The sequence below is a fragment of the Streptococcus ruminicola genome (genome assembly GCF_011387195.1).
In the GTDB taxonomy this organism is placed as follows: Bacteria; Bacillota; Bacilli; order Lactobacillales; family Streptococcaceae; genus Streptococcus; species Streptococcus ruminicola.
Map to the genome: position 1 here is coordinate 1,034,569 of NZ_CP046919.1, position 17,899 is coordinate 1,052,467.

Sequence of the window (17,899 nt, forward strand, 5' to 3'; positions counted from 1 at the left end):
CGCTCTTTTTATCATCATCAAAAACTCCCTTCCTTGGTTAGAGGAAGGGAGTTTTTGGTTTGAATTAATAAAAGGATAGAAGTTTTGATTACCGAGGATGGATGATAATCATAAGTATTAATTTTAATTGGAGGATTGAAATGTGGGATTAGGAGGGATTAATCGGTAAATCCGTTATCGATGGTTACTTGTTTGAACCATTCACCAGATTTTTTAATAGTTTTGATTTGAGTGTGGATGTTATTTGAGATGAATCCGTAGCGGTTACGGTAAGCATTCATCCAAGACCAGCAGTCAATTGGTGTCCAAAGGTGATAGCCAAAGCAGTTTGAACCTTCTTGGATACCACGGTGAAGGCAAGCCAAGTGTTCTTTGATGAAGTCGATGCGGTAATCATCTTGGATTTTCCCATTTTCATCCATAAAGCGTTCTTCGCGAGAAACACCCATACCGTTTTCTGAGACAAACCAAGGGATATTTTTATAGTTGTCACGAATGTTAATGGCGATGTCGTAAATGGCTTCTGGGTAGATTTCCCAACCTTTGTCGATGTTCATGCGACGACCTGGCATGTTGTATTCGTCATAGTAACGATTTGGCATCCAAGCACCGACAGAATTTGGTGCGATGTCTGGTGCTTTCACACGATTTGGGTGATAGAAGTTAACACCTAAGAAATCAATGGTATTTTCTTTAAGAATTTGAGCATCTTCAGGTTCTGTTTGCCAGATGACACCATCTTTTTTGAGAACTTCTTCAAGTTCTTCTGGGAAATGTCCATTGATAGCCGGTTCAAGGAACATTTTGTTGTTCCAAAGTTCAGCAAAGTGTGCAGCAGCTTGATCTTCTTTAGAATCAGAAGCAGCATAAGTTGGTGTTAAGTTTAAAACTGTACCAATGCGACCACCGTCTTTGTCTAAGCCAAGTTCTCTGAATTTAGCGATGGCTTTTGCGGATGCGATATTCAAGTTGTAAGCGACTTGGACAGCTTTTTTACCATCAACTAATTTTGGATAGTGGAATTGATAGAGGTATTCACCGTCGACAACAACCATTGGTTCATTATGAGTTGTCCAGTCTTTGACGCGGTCACCGAAAGCCTTGAAAGCTTGTTCAGCAAAACCAACATAAAGGTCAACCACATGACGTGACTCCCAACCACCATATTTATGATAAAGTTCGACTGGTAAGTCGAAGTGGTGTAGGTTCATGATTGGACGAATACCATTTTCGATAAAGCAATCAATGACTTTATTGTAGAAGTCTACTGCATCTTGGTTGACAGTGTTTTTTTCAAGGTCATCGATCAAACGTGTCCATTGAATAGAAGTACGGACACTATTTAAACCGACTTTTTTCATTAGAGCAATATCTTCTTCATAGCTATTGTAGAAGTTAGAAGCTGTGTCTGGTCCAACTTGGTTGTAAAAAGCTTCGGGTTCAATTTCATACCAATAGTCAAACATATTAGCATGTTTCTTATTGAAACGTCCCTCACTTTGAGGTCCAGATGTCGCAGCTCCCCACCAGAAATCTTCTGGAAAAGTGTAAGTTGCCATAGGATTCTCCTTAATAAGTTTTGGTTTTACAAGTACAATTATACACTTTTAAAATTAAAAGACAATATTTTTATATAAAAAGACTAGACTTTTACAAAAAATAAGTTATAATGATAATGTAAAAACAAATAAATGGAAAGAGGAGTGTTTATGAACAAGTTTCTAGATGCTATCAGTGACAAACTTTTGCCTTTGGCAAACAAGCTCGCTTCAAATCGTTATTTATCGATTTTGCGTGACGCCTTCATGCTTGCCTTCCCCTTGACCATGTTTGGGTCAATTGTCGTGGTTATTTGTAACCTTCCTTTTTTAAACGATGGTACGAAAGCGCTTTTAAATGACCTGCTTGGTAGTGGTCAAAGTGCTACTATGTCGATTATGACAGTCTTCGTTACTTTTGGTATTGGTTATTATCTTTCTAAATCTTACGATGTTGAGGGAATTTTCGGGGGTGCTATTTCATTTGCAAGTTTCCTTATTTTGACACCATTTTTCACAACAAGTGATGGTGGCGAAAAAGTTTCAAGTGTTTTGAGTCTTGATCGTCTTGGTGCAAAAGGAATGTTTCTTGGGATGATTGTTGCTTTTCTTGCTGCTGAAATTTACAGCCGCACGAGCAAAAAAGGATGGCAAATTAAAATGCCTGACAGTGTACCGCCTGCAGTTGCTAAGTCTTTTGCAGCTTTGATTCCAGCTATTTTGACCCTATCTGTCTTTACAGCGATTAATGCTGTTGTGACAGTTGGCTTCAAAACAAATCTTCACGATGTGATTTATAACGTTATTCAAGTTCCGCTTGTTGGTCTTGGAAGTAGTATCTGGGCAACTTTGGTTGCAATCTTCTTTATTCAATTCCTATGGTTTTTTGGTCTTCATGGTCAAATTCTTGTAAATTCAGTTATGGACCCTGTTTGGAATACTTTGATGTTTGAAAACTTGGAAGCTTACAAGGCAGGTGAACACCTTCCTCACATTATCTCAAAACCATTCATGGAAACATTTACTGTTGGTCTTGGTGGTTCAGGGATGACGCTTGCGGTTGTTATCATCATGGCCTTTATCATGAAGAAAAAACAATATCGTGATGTTGGTCGTTTGGCACTTGGTGCTGGTATTTTCAACGTTAATGAGCCAGTAATCTTTGGTTTGCCAATCGTTTTAAATGCTACAATTCTTATTCCATGGGTTATTTCACCAATTATTGTCACAGCTCTTAACTACTTTGTGATGTCAATTGGTCTTGTTCCTGCACCAACAGGGGTTTCAGTTCCATGGACAGTACCTGTCTTCTTTAGTGGAATGATTGCGACAAACTCACTTGCTGGTGGACTTCTTCAAATTGTTGACTGCTTGATTGTTGGCTGTATTTGGCTACCATTCTTGCACATGCTGGACAAACAACCTGACTCTGCGCTATAATATGACTATAGTTTAAAATTATTAGTCTATACAAGTAGAGTAGGAGCGATCTATGTCAAAATATGAAGAGATTGCAGGGATTATTCGAGCTAGAATTTCAGATGGAACGTATCCGATTGATTCCATGTTGCCGATTCAGTCTGATTTGGCAAAGGAATTTGGCGTTAGTCGAATGACGGTGAAAAAAGCTATTGAGATGTTAACCATCGAAGGTTTGGTCATTTCAAAACAAGGAAATGGCACCAAGGTTTTGAATTCCTCATTTTGGGACAAAGAGGATTCAAAATTTCGATTGAACAACTACAATGGTTTAAGTCACGATATGAAGGATGACCCTCGACAATTAACGAGTCAAATTATTGAGTTTACGGTTGAATTTCCCGATGCGGAAATTGCTGAGCGCCTTCAAGTGGAAGAATCAACGCCAGTTTATAAGATTATTCGATTACGTCTCTTAGATGGTGAGCCGTATGCACTTGAGCATACTTACATGGCTTGCGATTTAGTTCCAGGTCTGGATGATAGTATTTTATTAGCATCTGTTTATGATTACCTTTGGAATACTTTGGAGCTTAAATTTGCTGGGTCTTATCGTCATATCACGGCTGAAAAGCCTGACCACTATGACAAAGATTACCTTGCTTGCAAGGATGATGATCCGATTTTGCAAGTTGAGCAAGTGGTTTATTTGGAAAATGGTAGACCGATTGAGTATTCACGTACGCGAAATCGTTACGATGTCCGCGGGTATTCATTGCTAGATGTTAAAAATAGTTAAGAGTCGATAAGGTAACGGTTAAGTCTGGAGAAAAGTCTCCAGGCTTAACTGCTGAACGGGAAAATTACCCGAAAGAAAGGATAAATTATGGCAGAACCATTATTTTTAAAAGCACAAATGCACGATAAAATTTGGGGTGGAACTAAGCTTCGTGATGAGTTTGGTTATGATATTCCAACAGAAACGACGGGTGAATACTGGGCAATCTCAGCTCATCCAAATGGTGTGTCGATTGTGGATAATGGGACATATAAAGGACAAGGCTTAGATAAACTTTATCATGACCACAAAGAGCTTTTTGGCAATCCAAAATCAGAAGTCTTTCCATTGTTAACCAAAATTTTGGATGCCAACGATTGGCTTAGTGTCCAAGTTCACCCTGACGATGCATATGCTCTTGAGCATGAAGGGGAGCTTGGTAAAACAGAATGCTGGTATGTCATCGCAGCGGATGAAGATTCTGAGATTATTTACGGTCATAACGCCAAATCCAAAGAAGAACTTGCTAAGATGATTGAAGCAGGCAAATGGGACGATTTGTTGACAAAAGTTCCAGTCAAAGCAGGTGATTTTTTCTACGTACCAAGTGGCACAATGCACGCCATTGGTAAAGGCATTTTGATTTTAGAAACTCAGCAATCAAGTGATACAACTTACCGTGTGTATGATTTTGATCGTCGAGATGCGGCTGGAAATCTTCGTGATCTTCATATCAAACAATCCATCGATGTTATGACCATTGGTGAGCCAGCTAACAGCACTCCAGTGACTCTCGGTGTGGATAACTTAAGTTCAAGCCTCTTGGTGTCAAATGAATTCTTTGCGGTTTATAAATGGGTGGTGTCTGGTGTTGTTAACTTTACACAAACAGCTCCGTATTTGTTAGTTAGTGTTCTTTCAGGTCAAGGAAGCTTGAAAGTGGATAACTGTGTTTATAATGTGAAAAAAGGTGACCACTTTATTCTCCCTAATGATGTGAAAACATGGGAACTTGATGGTGAATTGGAAATCATTGCTAGTCACCCAAATGAAAACTAATTATTTGTAAGTAGATATAACTAAAAAAGGAATCCGAGAATTTCGGATTCCTTTTTAGTTTATTTTTCAACTTCAAGGTCGTAGAGACGTCCAGCTTTTTCGTAGCGCGTAAAGCGTGCGAGTTTATTATTATCGTCAACGAAGACGACGCGTGGTTTGTGCGTTTTGGCTTCTTCAGGTGTGAAGTCAGCGTATGACATGATGATAACGTGGTCACCGACATTGACGAGTTTTGCTGCGGCACCGTTAAGGCAAATTTCCCCTTTTCCTGGCTCGCCAGCGATAATGTATGTTTCAAGGCGGCTACCGGTCTCCACATCAGCAATCTGAACTTTTTCGTATTCTACCATACCTGCTAGCTCAAACAGCTCAGGGTCAACGGTGATACTGCCAACATAATCCACCTCGGCACCTGTCACGACAGCGCGGTGAATTTTTGATTTTAACATTTGAATGTGCACGATTTTTCTCCCTTACTCGTAAATGTGATTATCAATCAAGCGTGTTTTGCCAATGTAAACAGCGATAGCATTGAGGATAGGACGGTCGATTTCGCTGACAGGTTCTAAAGTTTTCCAGTCTACAAATTCGACATAGTCAATCTTAGCTAGCGGTTCTTTTTCAATAAAAGCAGTCATGGCTTCTTTTAATTTGCTAGTGTCTGTTTCACCGTCAGAAATCATCTTTTCAGCAAGAGCTAAACTTTGTGAAAGAACAAGGGCAGCTTTTCGTTCGTCAGCTGAAAGATAGGTATTACGTGAACTTTTAGCTAGCCCATCAGCTTCACGAACGATTGGGCAGCTAACGATTTCAAGGTTAAAATTCAAATCTTCAACCATGTGTTTGATGACAGCCAGTTGTTGAGCATCTTTTTGACCAAAGTAAGCTTTATTTGGTTCGACAATATTGAAGAGTTTTCCAACAACGGTACAAACCCCACGAAAATGAATTGGACGTGTTTTTCCGCAAAGTCCTTTCGTCAATGTTGACATGTCAATGAAACTTGAAAAAGTAGGAGAGTACATGTCACTAGGTTCTGGATTGAAGATGAGGCTAGCGCCTGCGGCTTCACAGAGTTTGGCATCTTGTTCCAAATCGCGTGGGTAGCTTTCAAGGTCTTCAGTCGGAGCAAATTGAATTGGATTGACAAAAACGCTGACAACAACGTGGTCATTTTCAGAAACAGCTTTGTCAATCAAACTCTTATGTCCTTCGTGAAGGTAGCCCATAGTAGGAACAAGTCCAATAGTTTTTCCATCTGCCTTCCAAGCTTGAACAGCTTTTCGAACGTCTTCAACGGTGTGAACGATTTTCATGTAATGTCATGCCTCTTTTCTAATTAATAGAGCTTTTCAATAATACTGTTATCGATATGATATTCATTATCAGGTGTTGGGAATTTCTGAGCGTCAACATCTTCGATATAGTTTTTGACAGCGTCGGAGATGAGCTCGCCAATGTTGGCATAGCGTTTGACGAATTTTGGTGTGAAATCAGAGAATAATCCTAACAAATCAGCGTAAACGAGCACTTGCCCATCGGTTTGATTACCAGCACCAATCCCAATAGTTGGAATATCGAGCTGTTTGGTTACAAGTTGGGCGAGTTTAGCTGGGATAGCTTCAAGAACCACGGCAAAAGCACCAGCTTCTTGAACAGCTTTGGCATCTTCTAAAAGTTGTTTGGCAGCAGCTTCGGTTTTGGCTTGAACTTTAAAACCGCCGAAAGCATTGATGTGTTGTGGGGTTAGACCAAGGTGAGCACAAACTGGAATCCCAGCTTCCACCATTGCCTTGATTTGTGGACAGACACTTTTACCACCCTCTAATTTGACGGCTTGGCAATGAGTCTCCTTCATCAAGCGCCCAGCATTTTCCACAGCTTTTTCAACCGATACTTGATAAGACATAAAAGGCATATCAACGATAACCAGAGCGTTTTTGGCTCCTCTGCAAACCGCTTTGCCATGATGAATCATATCTTCCATGGTTACTGAAATAGTGTCATCATAGCCTAGCATGACGTTGCCAAGAGAATCACCAACAAGAATGCTGTTGACACCAGTGCTATCGATTAATTTTGCTGTTGAGTAGTCGTAGGCGGTTAACATGGTTAACTTTTTACCGTCTGCTTTAGCTTTTTGAAAGCTCAATACGGTATTTTTCATGAGAGTCTCCTTTCACCAAAAGCCACAAAAACTTTTAGAATAAAACATGTCTAGCTAATATTATAACAAATATTCAGAAAATTTAAAATTTGCAAGATATAAAAAACTGAAGAAAGGTTACGATGATAACCTTTCCCCAGCCGAGAATATGGAGTTGTCAGATAATAACTGATACTTCTGTTGTATTAGTCAAAGACTGTACAACGTTTAGAAGTGTTCTTGATACCATTTGTATCATTGATAATGGCATTACCTTGTTCAGATAATTGTGAACCACCCCAGTCTTGTGCGATATCAAGGTAAGCCCAAGTGTCGCCGTTACCTTTCCAAGACCAACCGAGGTAACCAACACCTTTAGATTGAGAGTAGCTCATGATTGTCTTGTAATCTACAGGACCGTTAGTGTGTTTGATACCAAATTCACCGATACAAAGTGGCACACCTACGTTAAGTGCAGAATCGATGTTTGATTGAACAGCACCGTAAGCACCAGCATATTCATACATGTGGATAGAGAACATGATGTTGTGTTGTGAATCAGCTTGAACAACGCTTTGTCCAGCTTCTGCGATAGATTGTGGGTATTGTCCCCAACCAGCACAGTCTACCATGAGTGTGTTTTTGATACCAGCGTTACGAAGTTTTGGAATAATTTGTTGGTAACCTGCTGCCCAGTTTGCGCTATCCCAAGCACCACCCCATTCGTTAGCGATGTTAAGGATGACATTTGCTTCGTTTCCAATCAAAGCACTCTTCATTTCAATCCAGAAATCTGCAGCTTTTTGCAAATCTTGAATGTTATCTGAACCAGTAGCATCATGTACTTCAACGATAGCAATTAAATTGTTATCTTTACAAAGTTTGATAAGTTTTTGAATCTCAGAAAGAGAAGTTTTATTGTATTGTTGTCCATCTGTGATAACTAAACGAACACAGTTAGCGCCAGTTCGTGCAATGGCAGGAATAGCAGTATCTTCATATCCTGGATACCATGAGTAAGCATGGTTGATACCACGCATAACAAATGGATTACCTTTGGCATCATAAAGTGTTGTACCGCTTGTGTGGAAACCATTTGTTGTCACTGGTGTAGGATTTGGATTATCTCCGCCTACTTTTGTGAATTCCCATTTTTGGTTAGTTCCATTAGTATCATCCCATTGTTGCACATTAGCACCATCACCAGTAGAGCCGCTTGCTACATCAAGCACTTTCCCGCTGACAGCAGAGATTAGTTTGTAAGAACCATCACCTGTATCTACGATTTTCCAGCGTTGGCATGTTCCGTTAGTATCATCCCATTGTTGGATGTTAGCACCATTGTAAGTTGCTGCGCTTGATACGTCTAGCACTTTACCACTGTTTACTGATACGAGTTTGTAGTATCCATCTCCAGTGTCGACAACTTTCCATTGTTGGTTAGTGCTGCCGTTATAAGACCATTGTTGTACGTTAGCACCTGCATTAGTAGCTCTTCCTGCAACGTCGAGAGCTTTGCCACTGTGTTTTGCAGTGATTTTGTAAGTCTGTCCTGAAACGATATCGTCAGCTTTTACCCCTTGTGCTGAAGCGAGACCGGCAACGAGAGTTAGGGCTGCTAATGACCCAGCTAATGCTTTTTTCATAATTTCTTTCTCCTCCCAAAAAAAGCGTTAAGACATAAGTGTCCATCTCTGAATGTTATGAAATAATGTTTTTTAAAAGATAATCTCCTCTTTTTTACCCTACTAGTAGTTGTATACAAAAAACAATAAAAAACTTATTGGAAACGCATCCAAAAAGAGTATAACATAATTTTTTGTAAAAGTATATACTTTTATAAAATAAAATGATAAAATGATGCTGTCAAAAGAAGGAGGAGGTGAATAGCTTATTAATTGACAAATTTATTATCCAATAATTAAAGAATTTTATTAGTTAACCATAAAAATCAGAGCAACTTTTAAAATCTCCTGGGCTGTTTTGGTTTTTTATGGTTACATTTTATGGGAAAAAGTATCATTTACAAGAAATTATCAATTAACATTTGGAACTTTAGCTCTTCTAGTTTAAAATATAGATAATAATATGCATTAGTTTATATATTAGATTTAGAGGAGAAGTAATGGAAAAATATAACCTTATTGCAAATGATGTGCGTAAGAAAATTTTAGAAGGTGTTTATCAACCAAATGAACAGCTGCCTTTTGAAAAAGATTTTTGTCGCACGTACAAGGTTAGTAAGATGACAGTTAAAAAAGCCTTAGATATTCTCGTTACAGAAGGCTTGATTTACAAACGTCGTGGGGCAGGAACTTTTGTCATGGACCTGTCAGTTGAAAAAATGGAGAAAATGTTGATGGATATCCAAATGATGGGGACAACAGCGTTTTATCCAGACAAAAAAATTACAAGTCGCGTGATTGATTTTACGGTTGTGAAAGCAGATGCGGAAATTGCAGAAAAACTAAAAATTAAGGAAACAAGCTTCGTTTATAAAATTCATCGTGTCCGCTTAGTTGATGATAAACCAACGGTTATCGAAGAAACTTACATGCCAATCGATTTGATTACAGGTTTGAAAATCGAGCATGTGGAAAATTCGATTTATGACTACATTGAAAATGACCTTGGTTTAAAAATTCAATCAGGCCACCGTACGATTACTGTTCGTCGTGCGACGGATGAGGAAGCTGACTACTTGTCACTTGAAAAAGGTGACCCAGTAGCAGTAGCTGTCCAAACGGGTTATTTAACAAATGGTGCTGCGTTTGAATACTCAATTAGTACACATCGTTATGATGAATTTTCATTGGAGATTGTTTTAACACACCGCTAGCAGTGTTTTTGCTAGGTAGAAATGGAGAAGAAAATGAATTTAGTCGTGTTTGATATTGGTGGAACTTCTGTGAAATATGGCCGTTACCAAGACAGTGCCATTGATAAAAAAGGTTCCTTTTCAACTCCCAAAACTTGGGAAGAAATGAAAGAAAACTTGCATCGTGTCTTCACAGAGTTAGCGGATGCTGATACCAAAGGAGTTGCTATCTCTAGCCCTGGTGCTGTGGATACTGAAGAAGGTGTGATTAAAGGCTTCAGTGCTATCCCATACATTCATCATTTCAAGATTATTGATGAATTGGAAGCAATGTTTGGCCTACCTGTGACCATCGAAAATGATGCTAACTGTGCAGGTCTAGCTGAAAGTCAATTTGGTATCGGAAAAGACAGTAAAAAATCAATTTACTTCATTCTTGGGACAGGTATTGGTGGTGCGGTTTGCCTTGATGGTAAATTGTACAAAGGAAGTAGCCTTTACGGTGGTGAATTTGGTTTCATGATTATCAAAGACGGTATTACGCTTAGTAATTTAGCTAGTCCCGTTGCTGTGGCTAAAAAATACGCTAAGGAACATGGCTTGACTGATTTTACTGGCAAAGATTTATTTGATTTGGCAGATGCTGGCAATAGTGATGCGAAGGCTGCCTTGTCAGAAATGTATGATGTCATTGCTATCGGCATTTTCAACTGCCTTGTCAGCATTAACCCTGATTTGGTTGGTATTGGTGGCGGTATTTCTGCGCGTGAAGATTTGGTGCCAGAACTTGAAAAACGTCTGCAAAAATTGGTCGAAAAAACCGATGCTCACGGATTAGAATACCAAGTAAAAACTTGCCAATTCCGAAACGATGCCAATCTTTTAGGAGCCGTTTCTAATTTCTTAAATAGCAAATAATAGTTTAAGGCTTGATAAATTTTCAAGCCTCTTTTTTATTTAGTAAACAAAGTCTTTAAAATGGATAAGGCATTGGTATTTTAGCCATTTTAGTGTTAAAATAATATACAATATAAATCTGTATGCAAAGAAGAGGTCCTTATGGCAAAAATTGTGAATTTGACGGGTGAAGAGGTCGTTGCCCTAACGGCCCAATATATGAGCGAATCTGATGTAGCGATTGTTCAAAAAGCATTGGATTACGCGACAAAAGCACATATCTCACAAGTTAGGCAATCAGGCGAGCCTTACATCATCCATCCTATCCAAGTTGCGGGTATCCTAGCAGATCTTCATCTTGATGTGGTGACAGTGGCTTGTGGTTTTTTGCATGACGTTGTTGAAGATACTGAGATTACTTTAGATGAAATCGAAGCCGAATTTGGTAAAGATGTGCGTATCATCGTGGATGGCGTGACAAAACTTGGTAAAGTTGAGTACAAATCACACGAAGAGCAATTGGCTGAAAATCACCGTAAGATGCTTATGGCCATGTCTAAAGATATCCGTGTCATTTTGGTAAAACTTGCTGACCGTCTTCACAATATGCGCACTTTGAAGCATCTTCGTAAGGACAAACAAGCGCGCATTTCACGTGAAACCATGGAAATCTATGCTCCCCTTGCTCATCGTTTGGGGATTAGCCGCATTAAGTGGGAATTGGAAGATTTGTCATTCCGTTACCTCAATGAAATTGAGTTCTACAAGATTTCTCACATGATGAACGAAAAACGTCGTGAACGTGAGGCCTTGGTTGATGAAATCGTTAAGAAAATTAAAGACTACACTGAAGAACAAGGGCTTTACGGAGACGTTTACGGTCGTCCAAAACACATCTATTCTATTTATCGCAAAATGCGTGATAAAAAGAAACGTTTCGACCAAATCTATGATTTGATTGCTATTCGTTGTATTATGGAAACCCCTAGCGATGTTTACGCTATGGTTGGTTACATTCATGAATTGTGGCGTCCAATGCCAGGACGTTTCAAAGATTATATTGCTGCGCCCAAAGCCAATGGTTACCAATCTATTCACACGACTGTTTACGGACCAAAAGGACCAATCGAAATTCAAATCCGTACCAAAGAAATGCACCAAGTCGCTGAATACGGGGTTGCTGCTCACTGGGCTTACAAAAAAGGGATTAAAGGCAAAGTTGACAGTCAAGAACAAGCTGTCGGCATGAGCTGGATTAAAGAATTGGTTGAATTGCAAGACGCTTCAAATGGTGATGCGGTAGACTTTGTCGATTCAGTTAAACAAGATATTTTCTCAGAACGTATCTACGTCTTCACCCCAACAGGTGCTGTACAAGAATTGCCAAAAGATTCTGGGCCAATTGATTTTGCTTACGCTATTCACACACAAGTTGGTGAAAAGGCTGTTGGTGCTAAGGTTAATGGCCGTATGGTACCACTAACTGCCAAACTTAAAACAGGTGATGTGGTTGAAATTGTAACCAATCCAAATTCATTTGGACCAAGTCGCGACTGGATTAAAATTGTTAAGACAAACAAAGCCCGCAACCGTATCCGCCAATTCTTGAAGAATCAAGATAAGGAATTATCAGTCAACAAGGGCCGTGAACTTTTGGTGGATTATTTCCAAGACCAAGGCTATGTGGCTAACAAATACTTGGATAAAAAACACCTTGAAGCCATTTTGCCACGTTTCAGTGTTCGTAGCGAAGAAGCTCTTTATGCGGCTGTTGGTTTCGGTGAAATTAGTGCGGCAGCTGTTTTCAATCGCTTAACGGAAAAAGAACGCCGTGAAGAAGAACGCGCCAAAGCGAAAGCAGAAGCAGATGAACTTATGAATGGTGGTGAAATCAAGACAGAAAATAAAGAAGTCTTGAAAGTCCGCAGCGAAAATGGCGTTATCATCCAAGGTGCTTCAGGTCTTTTGATGCGTATCGCCAAATGTTGTAACCCAGTGCCAGGTGACCCAATCGAAGGTTATATCACCAAAGGTCGAGGGGTGGCTATTCACCGTGCGGATTGTCACAATATCAAGAGCCAAGAAGGTTATGAACAACGCCTTATCGAGGTCGAATGGGACGATGCTACTAGCGCTAATAATGATTACATCGCTGAAATTGATATTTACGGTCTTAACCGTTCAGGACTTCTAAATGACGTCCTTCAAGTTCTTTCAAACGTCACTAAGAACATTTCAACCGTCAATGCCCAACCAAGTAAGGATATGAAATTTGCGAATATCCACGTTAGTTTCACAATTCCAAACTTGACGGAATTGACTGCTGTTGTCGATAAAATTAAAATCATCCCAGACGTTTATTCTGTCAAACGTACAAATGGATAACTAAAATGAGCTGATAATGCAGCTCATTTTTTTGTTTGAAAGAGAAAAGGTAAGTGCTTTTTTTATTTTTCTGAAAATGTTAAAATGACAATAATGAAAGCGAATTTATTTTCAGAAAGGAATAGATATGAAAGTAGTCATTCAGCGCGTGAAAGAAGCGCAAGTTACGATTGATGATGAACTGGTTGGAGATATCAGTCAAGGCTTATTGTTGTTAGTTGGAGTAGGACCAGATGATGAGCAAGAAGACCTTGATTACGCTGTTCGTAAAATTACTAATATGCGTATCTTTTCAGATGATATGGGCAAGATGAATTTATCTGTCCAAGATATTAAGGGAAGTATCTTATCAGTGTCTCAATTTACTTTGTTTGCGGATACCAAAAAAGGCAATCGTCCGGCATTTACAGGTGCCGCAAAACCTGATAAAGCTGAAAAAATGTACCTCGACTTTAATGAAGCCCTTGCCCAATTCGTTCCTGTTGAAACAGGTGTTTTTGGCGCTGACATGCAAGTTAGTCTAGTCAATGACGGTCCTGTTACTATTATTTTGGATACAAAATCACGTTAAGTTGAGTTAAGAAGGAACGGAGGTGGAAGATGTCACTAGAGCGATTATTCCCAGAAGCTGTTGAGGCTGGTAAGATCGAACATGCAGAAGATTGGGTAGCTATTGAGGAAAATGGGCAAACGTATTACCTTCCTCTAGCAAATCTGAGCGAGCGTGAAAAAGCATTACTGGCTTTGCAAAATGACGGTATTTTAGAAGACAAGGTGACTGAGAATCCTTGGTACCGTTATTTGATTCAAGATGATTTGAGTGTGGCAAAAGATTATAAAGCCTTGCAAATCATTTACATCGATCACAAGGAAGCCTTGCCAGAAGAACTGTGTGATTTTTTTGTAACCTTGTTACCCAATTTACTTGCGACGGTGGTCATTTCAAAGACTAGAACATTACTCATTCTTGATCAAGAAGAGATGATTGAAGCAGAAGATTTAATCGATGATGTGCTGCCGACTTTGGAAAGTGACTTTGGTATCAAGTTAACCATTTTCTTTGGTAATGTCTGGTGTAAATTTCAAGCAGATGATTTGCCAGCTTTTTACCGTGAAGAAAGTCGCTTGTTTGCCAATATGAGACACTTCCGTGGTAATGAACGAACAGTCAGTTTTTCACAAATGTTGCTGCTAGCTTATGCGCACCAGCTTGATTTGCCAGCTATTAAACATAAAATGTTACAGGCTATTGATGATAGTAAAGACATTAGACCGATTATCATGACCATGTGGCAAGAACAGGGCAATCTTGCCAAAACAGCACAAAATCTTTATATTCACCGTAATTCCTTGCACTATAAAATCGAGAAATTCCGCCTTTTGTCAGGCTTGAATTTGAAAAATCTTAATGATTTGGCATTTTCGTATCTTTTAATTATGGAAAATTAGTTTTTGGGCACATTGCACAAAAAATCTTGTGACTCCTGTCTATATCATGTAAGCGTTATCTTTGTTATAATAAAGCCACATAGATCAAAGGAGTTAAAAAATGGTAGAACTTAATCTTAATCATATTTACAAAAAATACCCAAATGCAAGCCACTATGCTGTTGAAGATTTCGATCTTGACATTAAAGATAAAGAATTTATCGTTTTCGTAGGACCTTCAGGTTGTGGTAAATCTACAACGCTTCGTATGGTTGCTGGTCTTGAAGATATCACAGAAGGTGAACTTAAAATTGACGGCGAAGTCGTTAATGATAAAGCACCAAAAGACCGTGATATTGCCATGGTTTTCCAAAACTACGCTCTTTACCCACACATGACTGTTTACGATAACATGGCATTTGGGCTAAAACTTAGAAAATATAAAAAAGATGAAATTGATAAACGTGTTCGCGAAGCCGCACAAATTCTTGGCTTGACAGAATTCCTTGAACGCAAACCTGCTGACCTTTCAGGTGGTCAACGTCAACGTGTTGCCATGGGTCGTGCTATCGTGCGTGATGCCAAAGTATTCTTGATGGACGAACCTTTGTCAAACTTGGATGCCAAACTTCGTGTGTCAATGCGTGCTGAAATTGCTAAAATTCACCGTCGTATCGGTTCAACAACAATCTACGTTACTCACGACCAAACAGAAGCCATGACACTTGCTGACCGTATTGTTATCATGAGTTCTACTAAAAACCCTGACGGTTCAGGAACAATCGGTCGCGTTGAACAAATTGGTACACCACAAGAACTTTACAACCGTCCAGCTAACAAATTTGTTGCTGGTTTCATCGGAAGTCCAGCCATGAACTTCTTTGAAGGAACAGTCAAAGATAATACCTTGGTTAGCGACTCAGGTTTCACAATTGCTTTGCCAGAAGGTCAAAAGAAATTACTTGAAACTAAAGGTTACAATGGTAAAAAAGTCATCTTCGGTATCCGTCCAGAAGATATCTCAAACAACCCACTTGCTCGTGAAACATACCCAGGAGCAACTCTTGAAGCTGAAGTTACTGTTTCTGAATTGCTCGGTGCTGAAACAATGCTTTACGTTAAAGTAGGTAACACTGAACTTGTTGCTCGTGCGGATGCGCGTGATGTTTACCAACCAGGTTCAAAAGTAGAATTGACATTGAATGTTGCCAAAGGTCACTTCTTTGACCCAGAAACGGAGGCAGCTATTCGCTAATTTAACGCTATCCAAAACAGAACTTTTCTAGAATACAACCCAAAAAGCCTTACGTCTAACGACGTAGGGCTTTTTTGGGTTTTCATCATAAAATAAGGTTACTTACCAAATGATAAGTAACTTTTTATTGTCTAAACTTATTCGTCAGCGACCATGATATCAGTTAATTGACCAAATTTTTCTTTGGCATCTTCAGAAATACCTGAATCAGTGACCAGATGATCGATTTTGCTAACATTGTAGAAATCATAAAAATCGTATTTATTGAATTTTTCATGGTCGACGAGAAGGAATTTTTCAAAGGCATTATCAAGGGCAATGCGTTGAATTTCTCCTTCACTTTCGCTGTAAGTAGCTACAGAATCCCCAAAGACACCGTTAGCACTAACAAAGGCTTTTGAGAATTTGAGGTTTTGCAAGTAGTTAGCAGTCAGTGAGCCAACAAAGGCACCTGTAATATCACGATATTCACCGCCGGTTAAGATTAAATCGGTGCTTTTATTTTGATTTAAAATAGTGAATACTGGCAAACTATTTGTCACGACACGGATGTTTTTGGCAACAAGTTCGTGAGCAAAATGTTCCAGCGTTGTTCCGGGACCGATAAAGACTGTTTCGCCTTCTTGAATGAGTGTGCTGGCGAATTTAGCAATGGCACGCTTTTCTTCGATTTGTAGTTCTTGTTTTTCAGTGTTTGATTTTTCGTATTTTGGTTTTACTTTTGGTGTATCAATACTTTGTGCGCCACCATGGATACGAATCAATAAGCCTTCTTTATCTAGCTCGTCAAGGTCGCGACGAACGGTCATATCAGAAACACCAAGTTCTTTAATGATGTCGTTAACAGTAATAACACCTTTTACGTTGATTTTCTCAAGAATCCACTGGAGGCGTTCTTTTTTTAACATACTAAACTCCTTTCTTTTTTATTTCTCCTTGTCATTATCATATCACAATTAAATTACTAACTCAACAAATAAGAAAAAAAAGAAACAATTTGAAACATTGTTGTAACAAATGTGAAAATTACTGAAAATAAAGGATTTTCGTGACGTTGTTTTCAATACAGCAAACAAAAAACAACAAACATTTTTAAAAAATATTAAACAAATATGTTGACAAATGTTTGTTTTAGTTTTATTATATAAACATAAAAAAACGTTTTTAAAAAATTATCTAGATAAAAGAAAAATTTTGAGGTGTTAAAATGACAGTTATTCTTGGTTCAGATGCTGCAGGGGAAACTTTAAAAAACATTATTAAAGATTACCTGCTTGAAAATGCTTATGATGTCAAAGACGTCACAGAGGTTAATAAAGATTTCGTTGATAACACGCTTGCTGTTGCGGCTGGTGTCAACGAATCAGATGAAAATCTAGGTATTATGATTGATGCCTATGGTGCAGGTAGCTTTATGACAGCAACTAAAATCAAAGGTATGATTTGTGCGGAAGTTTCAGATGAACGCTCTGCTTATATGACACGTGCTCACAATAATGCTCGCATGATTACCATGGGCTCTGAAATTGTCGGAGTTACTTTGGCGAAAAATATTGTTAAAGGATTTTTGGAAGGTCACTATGATGGTGGTCGTCACCAAATCCGTGTCGATATGTTAAATAAAATGTGCTAGGAGCGAGGAAGATAAAATGAAAATTGCAATTGGATGTGACCATATCGTAACAACAGAAAAAATGGCAGTGTCAGATTTCTTGAAATCAAAAGGTTACGAAGTAATTGACTGTGGGACTTATGACCACACACGTACGCATTACCCAATTTTTGGTAAAAAAGTCGGAGAAACAGTGACAAGTGGACAAGCTGATTTAGGTGTTTGTATTTGCGGTACAGGTGTTGGTATTAACAACTCTGTTAACAAAGTTCCAGGTATTCGTTCTGCTTTGGTTCGTGATATGACAACAGCGATTTACGCTAAAGAAGAATTAAATGCTAATGTCATCGGCTTTGGTGGAAAAATCACAGGTGAGTTGCTCATGTGTGACATTGTCGAAGCTTTTATCAAAGCAAAATATAAACCAACAGCAGAAAATAAAGCTTTAATTGAAAAAATTGCAGCTGTGGAAACAGTTAATGAAGAGCAAAGTTCACCAGATTTCTTTGATGAATTTCTTGAAAAATGGGACCGCGGTGAATATCACGATTAGGAGAAAATCAG

General features: G+C 38.8%; 17 protein-coding genes. 11 read left to right on the forward strand and 6 right to left on the reverse strand.

Annotated elements, in window-relative coordinates; all coding sequences use genetic code 11:
* Window positions 1-158: 158 nt before the first annotated feature.
* Window positions 159-1,559, reverse strand: a complete 1,401-nt coding sequence (locus tag GPZ88_RS05395) for a glycoside hydrolase family 1 protein (protein WP_166043655.1) — start codon at window positions 1,557-1,559, stop codon at window positions 159-161.
* A 150-nt stretch (window positions 1,560-1,709) separates the two neighbouring features.
* On the opposite strand from GPZ88_RS05395, the gene celB reads away from it, so the two are divergent.
* The 3 genes from celB (at window position 1,710) to manA (ending at window position 4,794) form a co-directional block, all read left to right on the forward strand.
* The gene (celB, locus tag GPZ88_RS05400) at window positions 1,710-2,978 is read left to right on the forward strand and encodes a PTS cellobiose transporter subunit IIC (RefSeq protein WP_074564909.1); all 1,269 of its coding nucleotides are present in this window, start codon (window positions 1,710-1,712) and stop codon (window positions 2,976-2,978) included.
* 52 nt (window positions 2,979-3,030) lie between these two features.
* Window positions 3,031-3,756: a GntR family transcriptional regulator gene (locus GPZ88_RS05405; protein WP_166043657.1), complete on the forward strand. Its 726-nt coding sequence runs from the start codon at window positions 3,031-3,033 to the stop codon at window positions 3,754-3,756.
* Window positions 3,757-3,843: 87 nt separating this feature from the next.
* Entirely contained in the window at window positions 3,844-4,794 is a 951-nt protein-coding gene (gene manA / locus GPZ88_RS05410) for a mannose-6-phosphate isomerase, class I (protein WP_166043659.1), read from the forward strand.
* Between the two features lie 59 nt (window positions 4,795-4,853).
* Here manA and panD read toward each other — a convergent pair whose 3' ends face one another.
* The 4 genes from panD to GPZ88_RS05430 form a co-directional block, all read right to left on the reverse strand.
* Complete coding sequence (gene panD / locus GPZ88_RS05415) at window positions 4,854-5,255, reverse strand: aspartate 1-decarboxylase (protein WP_074561198.1); 402 nt, start codon at window positions 5,253-5,255, stop codon at window positions 4,854-4,856.
* A gap of 12 nt (window positions 5,256-5,267) precedes the next feature.
* Window positions 5,268-6,110, reverse strand: coding sequence for a pantoate--beta-alanine ligase (panC, locus tag GPZ88_RS05420; RefSeq protein ID WP_158914752.1), 843 nt, complete (start codon window positions 6,108-6,110; stop codon window positions 5,268-5,270).
* A 23-nt stretch (window positions 6,111-6,133) separates the two neighbouring features.
* A complete protein-coding gene (gene panB, locus GPZ88_RS05425) occupies window positions 6,134-6,961 on the reverse strand; it encodes a 3-methyl-2-oxobutanoate hydroxymethyltransferase (RefSeq protein ID WP_158914754.1) in 828 nt (275 codons plus the stop codon).
* Between the two features lie 185 nt (window positions 6,962-7,146).
* The gene (locus GPZ88_RS05430; RefSeq protein ID WP_158914756.1) at window positions 7,147-8,586 is read right to left on the reverse strand and encodes a cellulase family glycosylhydrolase; all 1,440 of its coding nucleotides are present in this window, start codon (window positions 8,584-8,586) and stop codon (window positions 7,147-7,149) included.
* Window positions 8,587-9,065: 479 nt separating this feature from the next.
* On the opposite strand from GPZ88_RS05430, the gene GPZ88_RS05435 reads away from it, so the two are divergent.
* The 6 genes from GPZ88_RS05435 (at window position 9,066) to GPZ88_RS05460 (ending at window position 15,723) form a co-directional block, all read left to right on the forward strand.
* Entirely contained in the window at window positions 9,066-9,779 is a 714-nt protein-coding gene (locus GPZ88_RS05435) for a GntR family transcriptional regulator (protein WP_039697484.1), read from the forward strand.
* Window positions 9,780-9,812: 33 nt separating this feature from the next.
* Window positions 9,813-10,676, forward strand: coding sequence for an ROK family protein (locus GPZ88_RS05440; protein ID WP_166043661.1), 864 nt, complete (start codon window positions 9,813-9,815; stop codon window positions 10,674-10,676).
* 141 nt (window positions 10,677-10,817) lie between these two features.
* A complete protein-coding gene (locus GPZ88_RS05445; RefSeq protein ID WP_039697485.1) occupies window positions 10,818-13,040 on the forward strand; it encodes a RelA/SpoT family protein in 2,223 nt (740 codons plus the stop codon).
* A gap of 127 nt (window positions 13,041-13,167) precedes the next feature.
* Complete coding sequence (gene dtd / locus GPZ88_RS05450; RefSeq protein WP_074869866.1) at window positions 13,168-13,611, forward strand: D-aminoacyl-tRNA deacylase; 444 nt, start codon at window positions 13,168-13,170, stop codon at window positions 13,609-13,611.
* A 29-nt stretch (window positions 13,612-13,640) separates the two neighbouring features.
* Window positions 13,641-14,489 (forward strand): helix-turn-helix domain-containing protein, encoded by an 849-nt coding sequence (locus tag GPZ88_RS05455; protein WP_074603479.1) that lies wholly within the window; start codon window positions 13,641-13,643, stop codon window positions 14,487-14,489.
* A gap of 100 nt (window positions 14,490-14,589) precedes the next feature.
* Window positions 14,590-15,723, forward strand: coding sequence for an ABC transporter ATP-binding protein (locus GPZ88_RS05460; RefSeq protein WP_039697488.1), 1,134 nt, complete (start codon window positions 14,590-14,592; stop codon window positions 15,721-15,723).
* A 137-nt stretch (window positions 15,724-15,860) separates the two neighbouring features.
* Here GPZ88_RS05460 and GPZ88_RS05465 read toward each other — a convergent pair whose 3' ends face one another.
* Window positions 15,861-16,631 carry a DeoR/GlpR family DNA-binding transcription regulator gene (locus tag GPZ88_RS05465; protein WP_014293852.1) on the reverse strand — a complete coding sequence of 257 codons (771 nt, stop codon included), beginning with the start codon at window positions 16,629-16,631 and terminating at the stop codon, window positions 15,861-15,863.
* A 299-nt stretch (window positions 16,632-16,930) separates the two neighbouring features.
* Between GPZ88_RS05465 and lacA the strand changes: the two genes are divergently transcribed.
* Together lacA and lacB are read left to right on the forward strand one after the other, a co-directional pair.
* The gene (gene lacA / locus GPZ88_RS05470) at window positions 16,931-17,356 is read left to right on the forward strand and encodes a galactose-6-phosphate isomerase subunit LacA (protein ID WP_157628677.1); all 426 of its coding nucleotides are present in this window, start codon (window positions 16,931-16,933) and stop codon (window positions 17,354-17,356) included.
* A gap of 16 nt (window positions 17,357-17,372) precedes the next feature.
* The gene (lacB, locus tag GPZ88_RS05475; protein WP_157628678.1) at window positions 17,373-17,888 is read left to right on the forward strand and encodes a galactose-6-phosphate isomerase subunit LacB; all 516 of its coding nucleotides are present in this window, start codon (window positions 17,373-17,375) and stop codon (window positions 17,886-17,888) included.
* Window positions 17,889-17,899 lie beyond the last annotated feature (11 nt).

Coding starts and splice junctions, on each gene's coding strand:
- lacB (WP_157628678.1), top strand. CDS start 17,373: ATGAAAATTGCAATTGGATGTGACCATATCGTAACAACAGAAAAAATG.
- celB (WP_074564909.1), top strand. CDS start 1,710: ATGAACAAGTTTCTAGATGCTATCAGTGACAAACTTTTGCCTTTGGCA.
- GPZ88_RS05430 (WP_158914756.1), bottom strand. CDS start 8,586: ATGAAAAAAGCATTAGCTGGGTCATTAGCAGCCCTAACTCTCGTTGCC.
- GPZ88_RS05405 (WP_166043657.1), top strand. CDS start 3,031: ATGTCAAAATATGAAGAGATTGCAGGGATTATTCGAGCTAGAATTTCA.
- GPZ88_RS05445 (WP_039697485.1), top strand. CDS start 10,818: ATGGCAAAAATTGTGAATTTGACGGGTGAAGAGGTCGTTGCCCTAACG.
- GPZ88_RS05455 (WP_074603479.1), top strand. CDS start 13,641: ATGTCACTAGAGCGATTATTCCCAGAAGCTGTTGAGGCTGGTAAGATC.
- GPZ88_RS05435 (WP_039697484.1), top strand. CDS start 9,066: ATGGAAAAATATAACCTTATTGCAAATGATGTGCGTAAGAAAATTTTA.
- GPZ88_RS05395 (WP_166043655.1), bottom strand. CDS start 1,559: ATGGCAACTTACACTTTTCCAGAAGATTTCTGGTGGGGAGCTGCGACA.
- panC (WP_158914752.1), bottom strand. CDS start 6,110: ATGAAAATCGTTCACACCGTTGAAGACGTTCGAAAAGCTGTTCAAGCT.
- panB (WP_158914754.1), bottom strand. CDS start 6,961: ATGAAAAATACCGTATTGAGCTTTCAAAAAGCTAAAGCAGACGGTAAA.
- manA (WP_166043659.1), top strand. CDS start 3,844: ATGGCAGAACCATTATTTTTAAAAGCACAAATGCACGATAAAATTTGG.
- GPZ88_RS05460 (WP_039697488.1), top strand. CDS start 14,590: ATGGTAGAACTTAATCTTAATCATATTTACAAAAAATACCCAAATGCA.
- GPZ88_RS05465 (WP_014293852.1), bottom strand. CDS start 16,631: ATGTTAAAAAAAGAACGCCTCCAGTGGATTCTTGAGAAAATCAACGTA.
- GPZ88_RS05440 (WP_166043661.1), top strand. CDS start 9,813: ATGAATTTAGTCGTGTTTGATATTGGTGGAACTTCTGTGAAATATGGC.
- lacA (WP_157628677.1), top strand. CDS start 16,931: ATGACAGTTATTCTTGGTTCAGATGCTGCAGGGGAAACTTTAAAAAAC.
- dtd (WP_074869866.1), top strand. CDS start 13,168: ATGAAAGTAGTCATTCAGCGCGTGAAAGAAGCGCAAGTTACGATTGAT.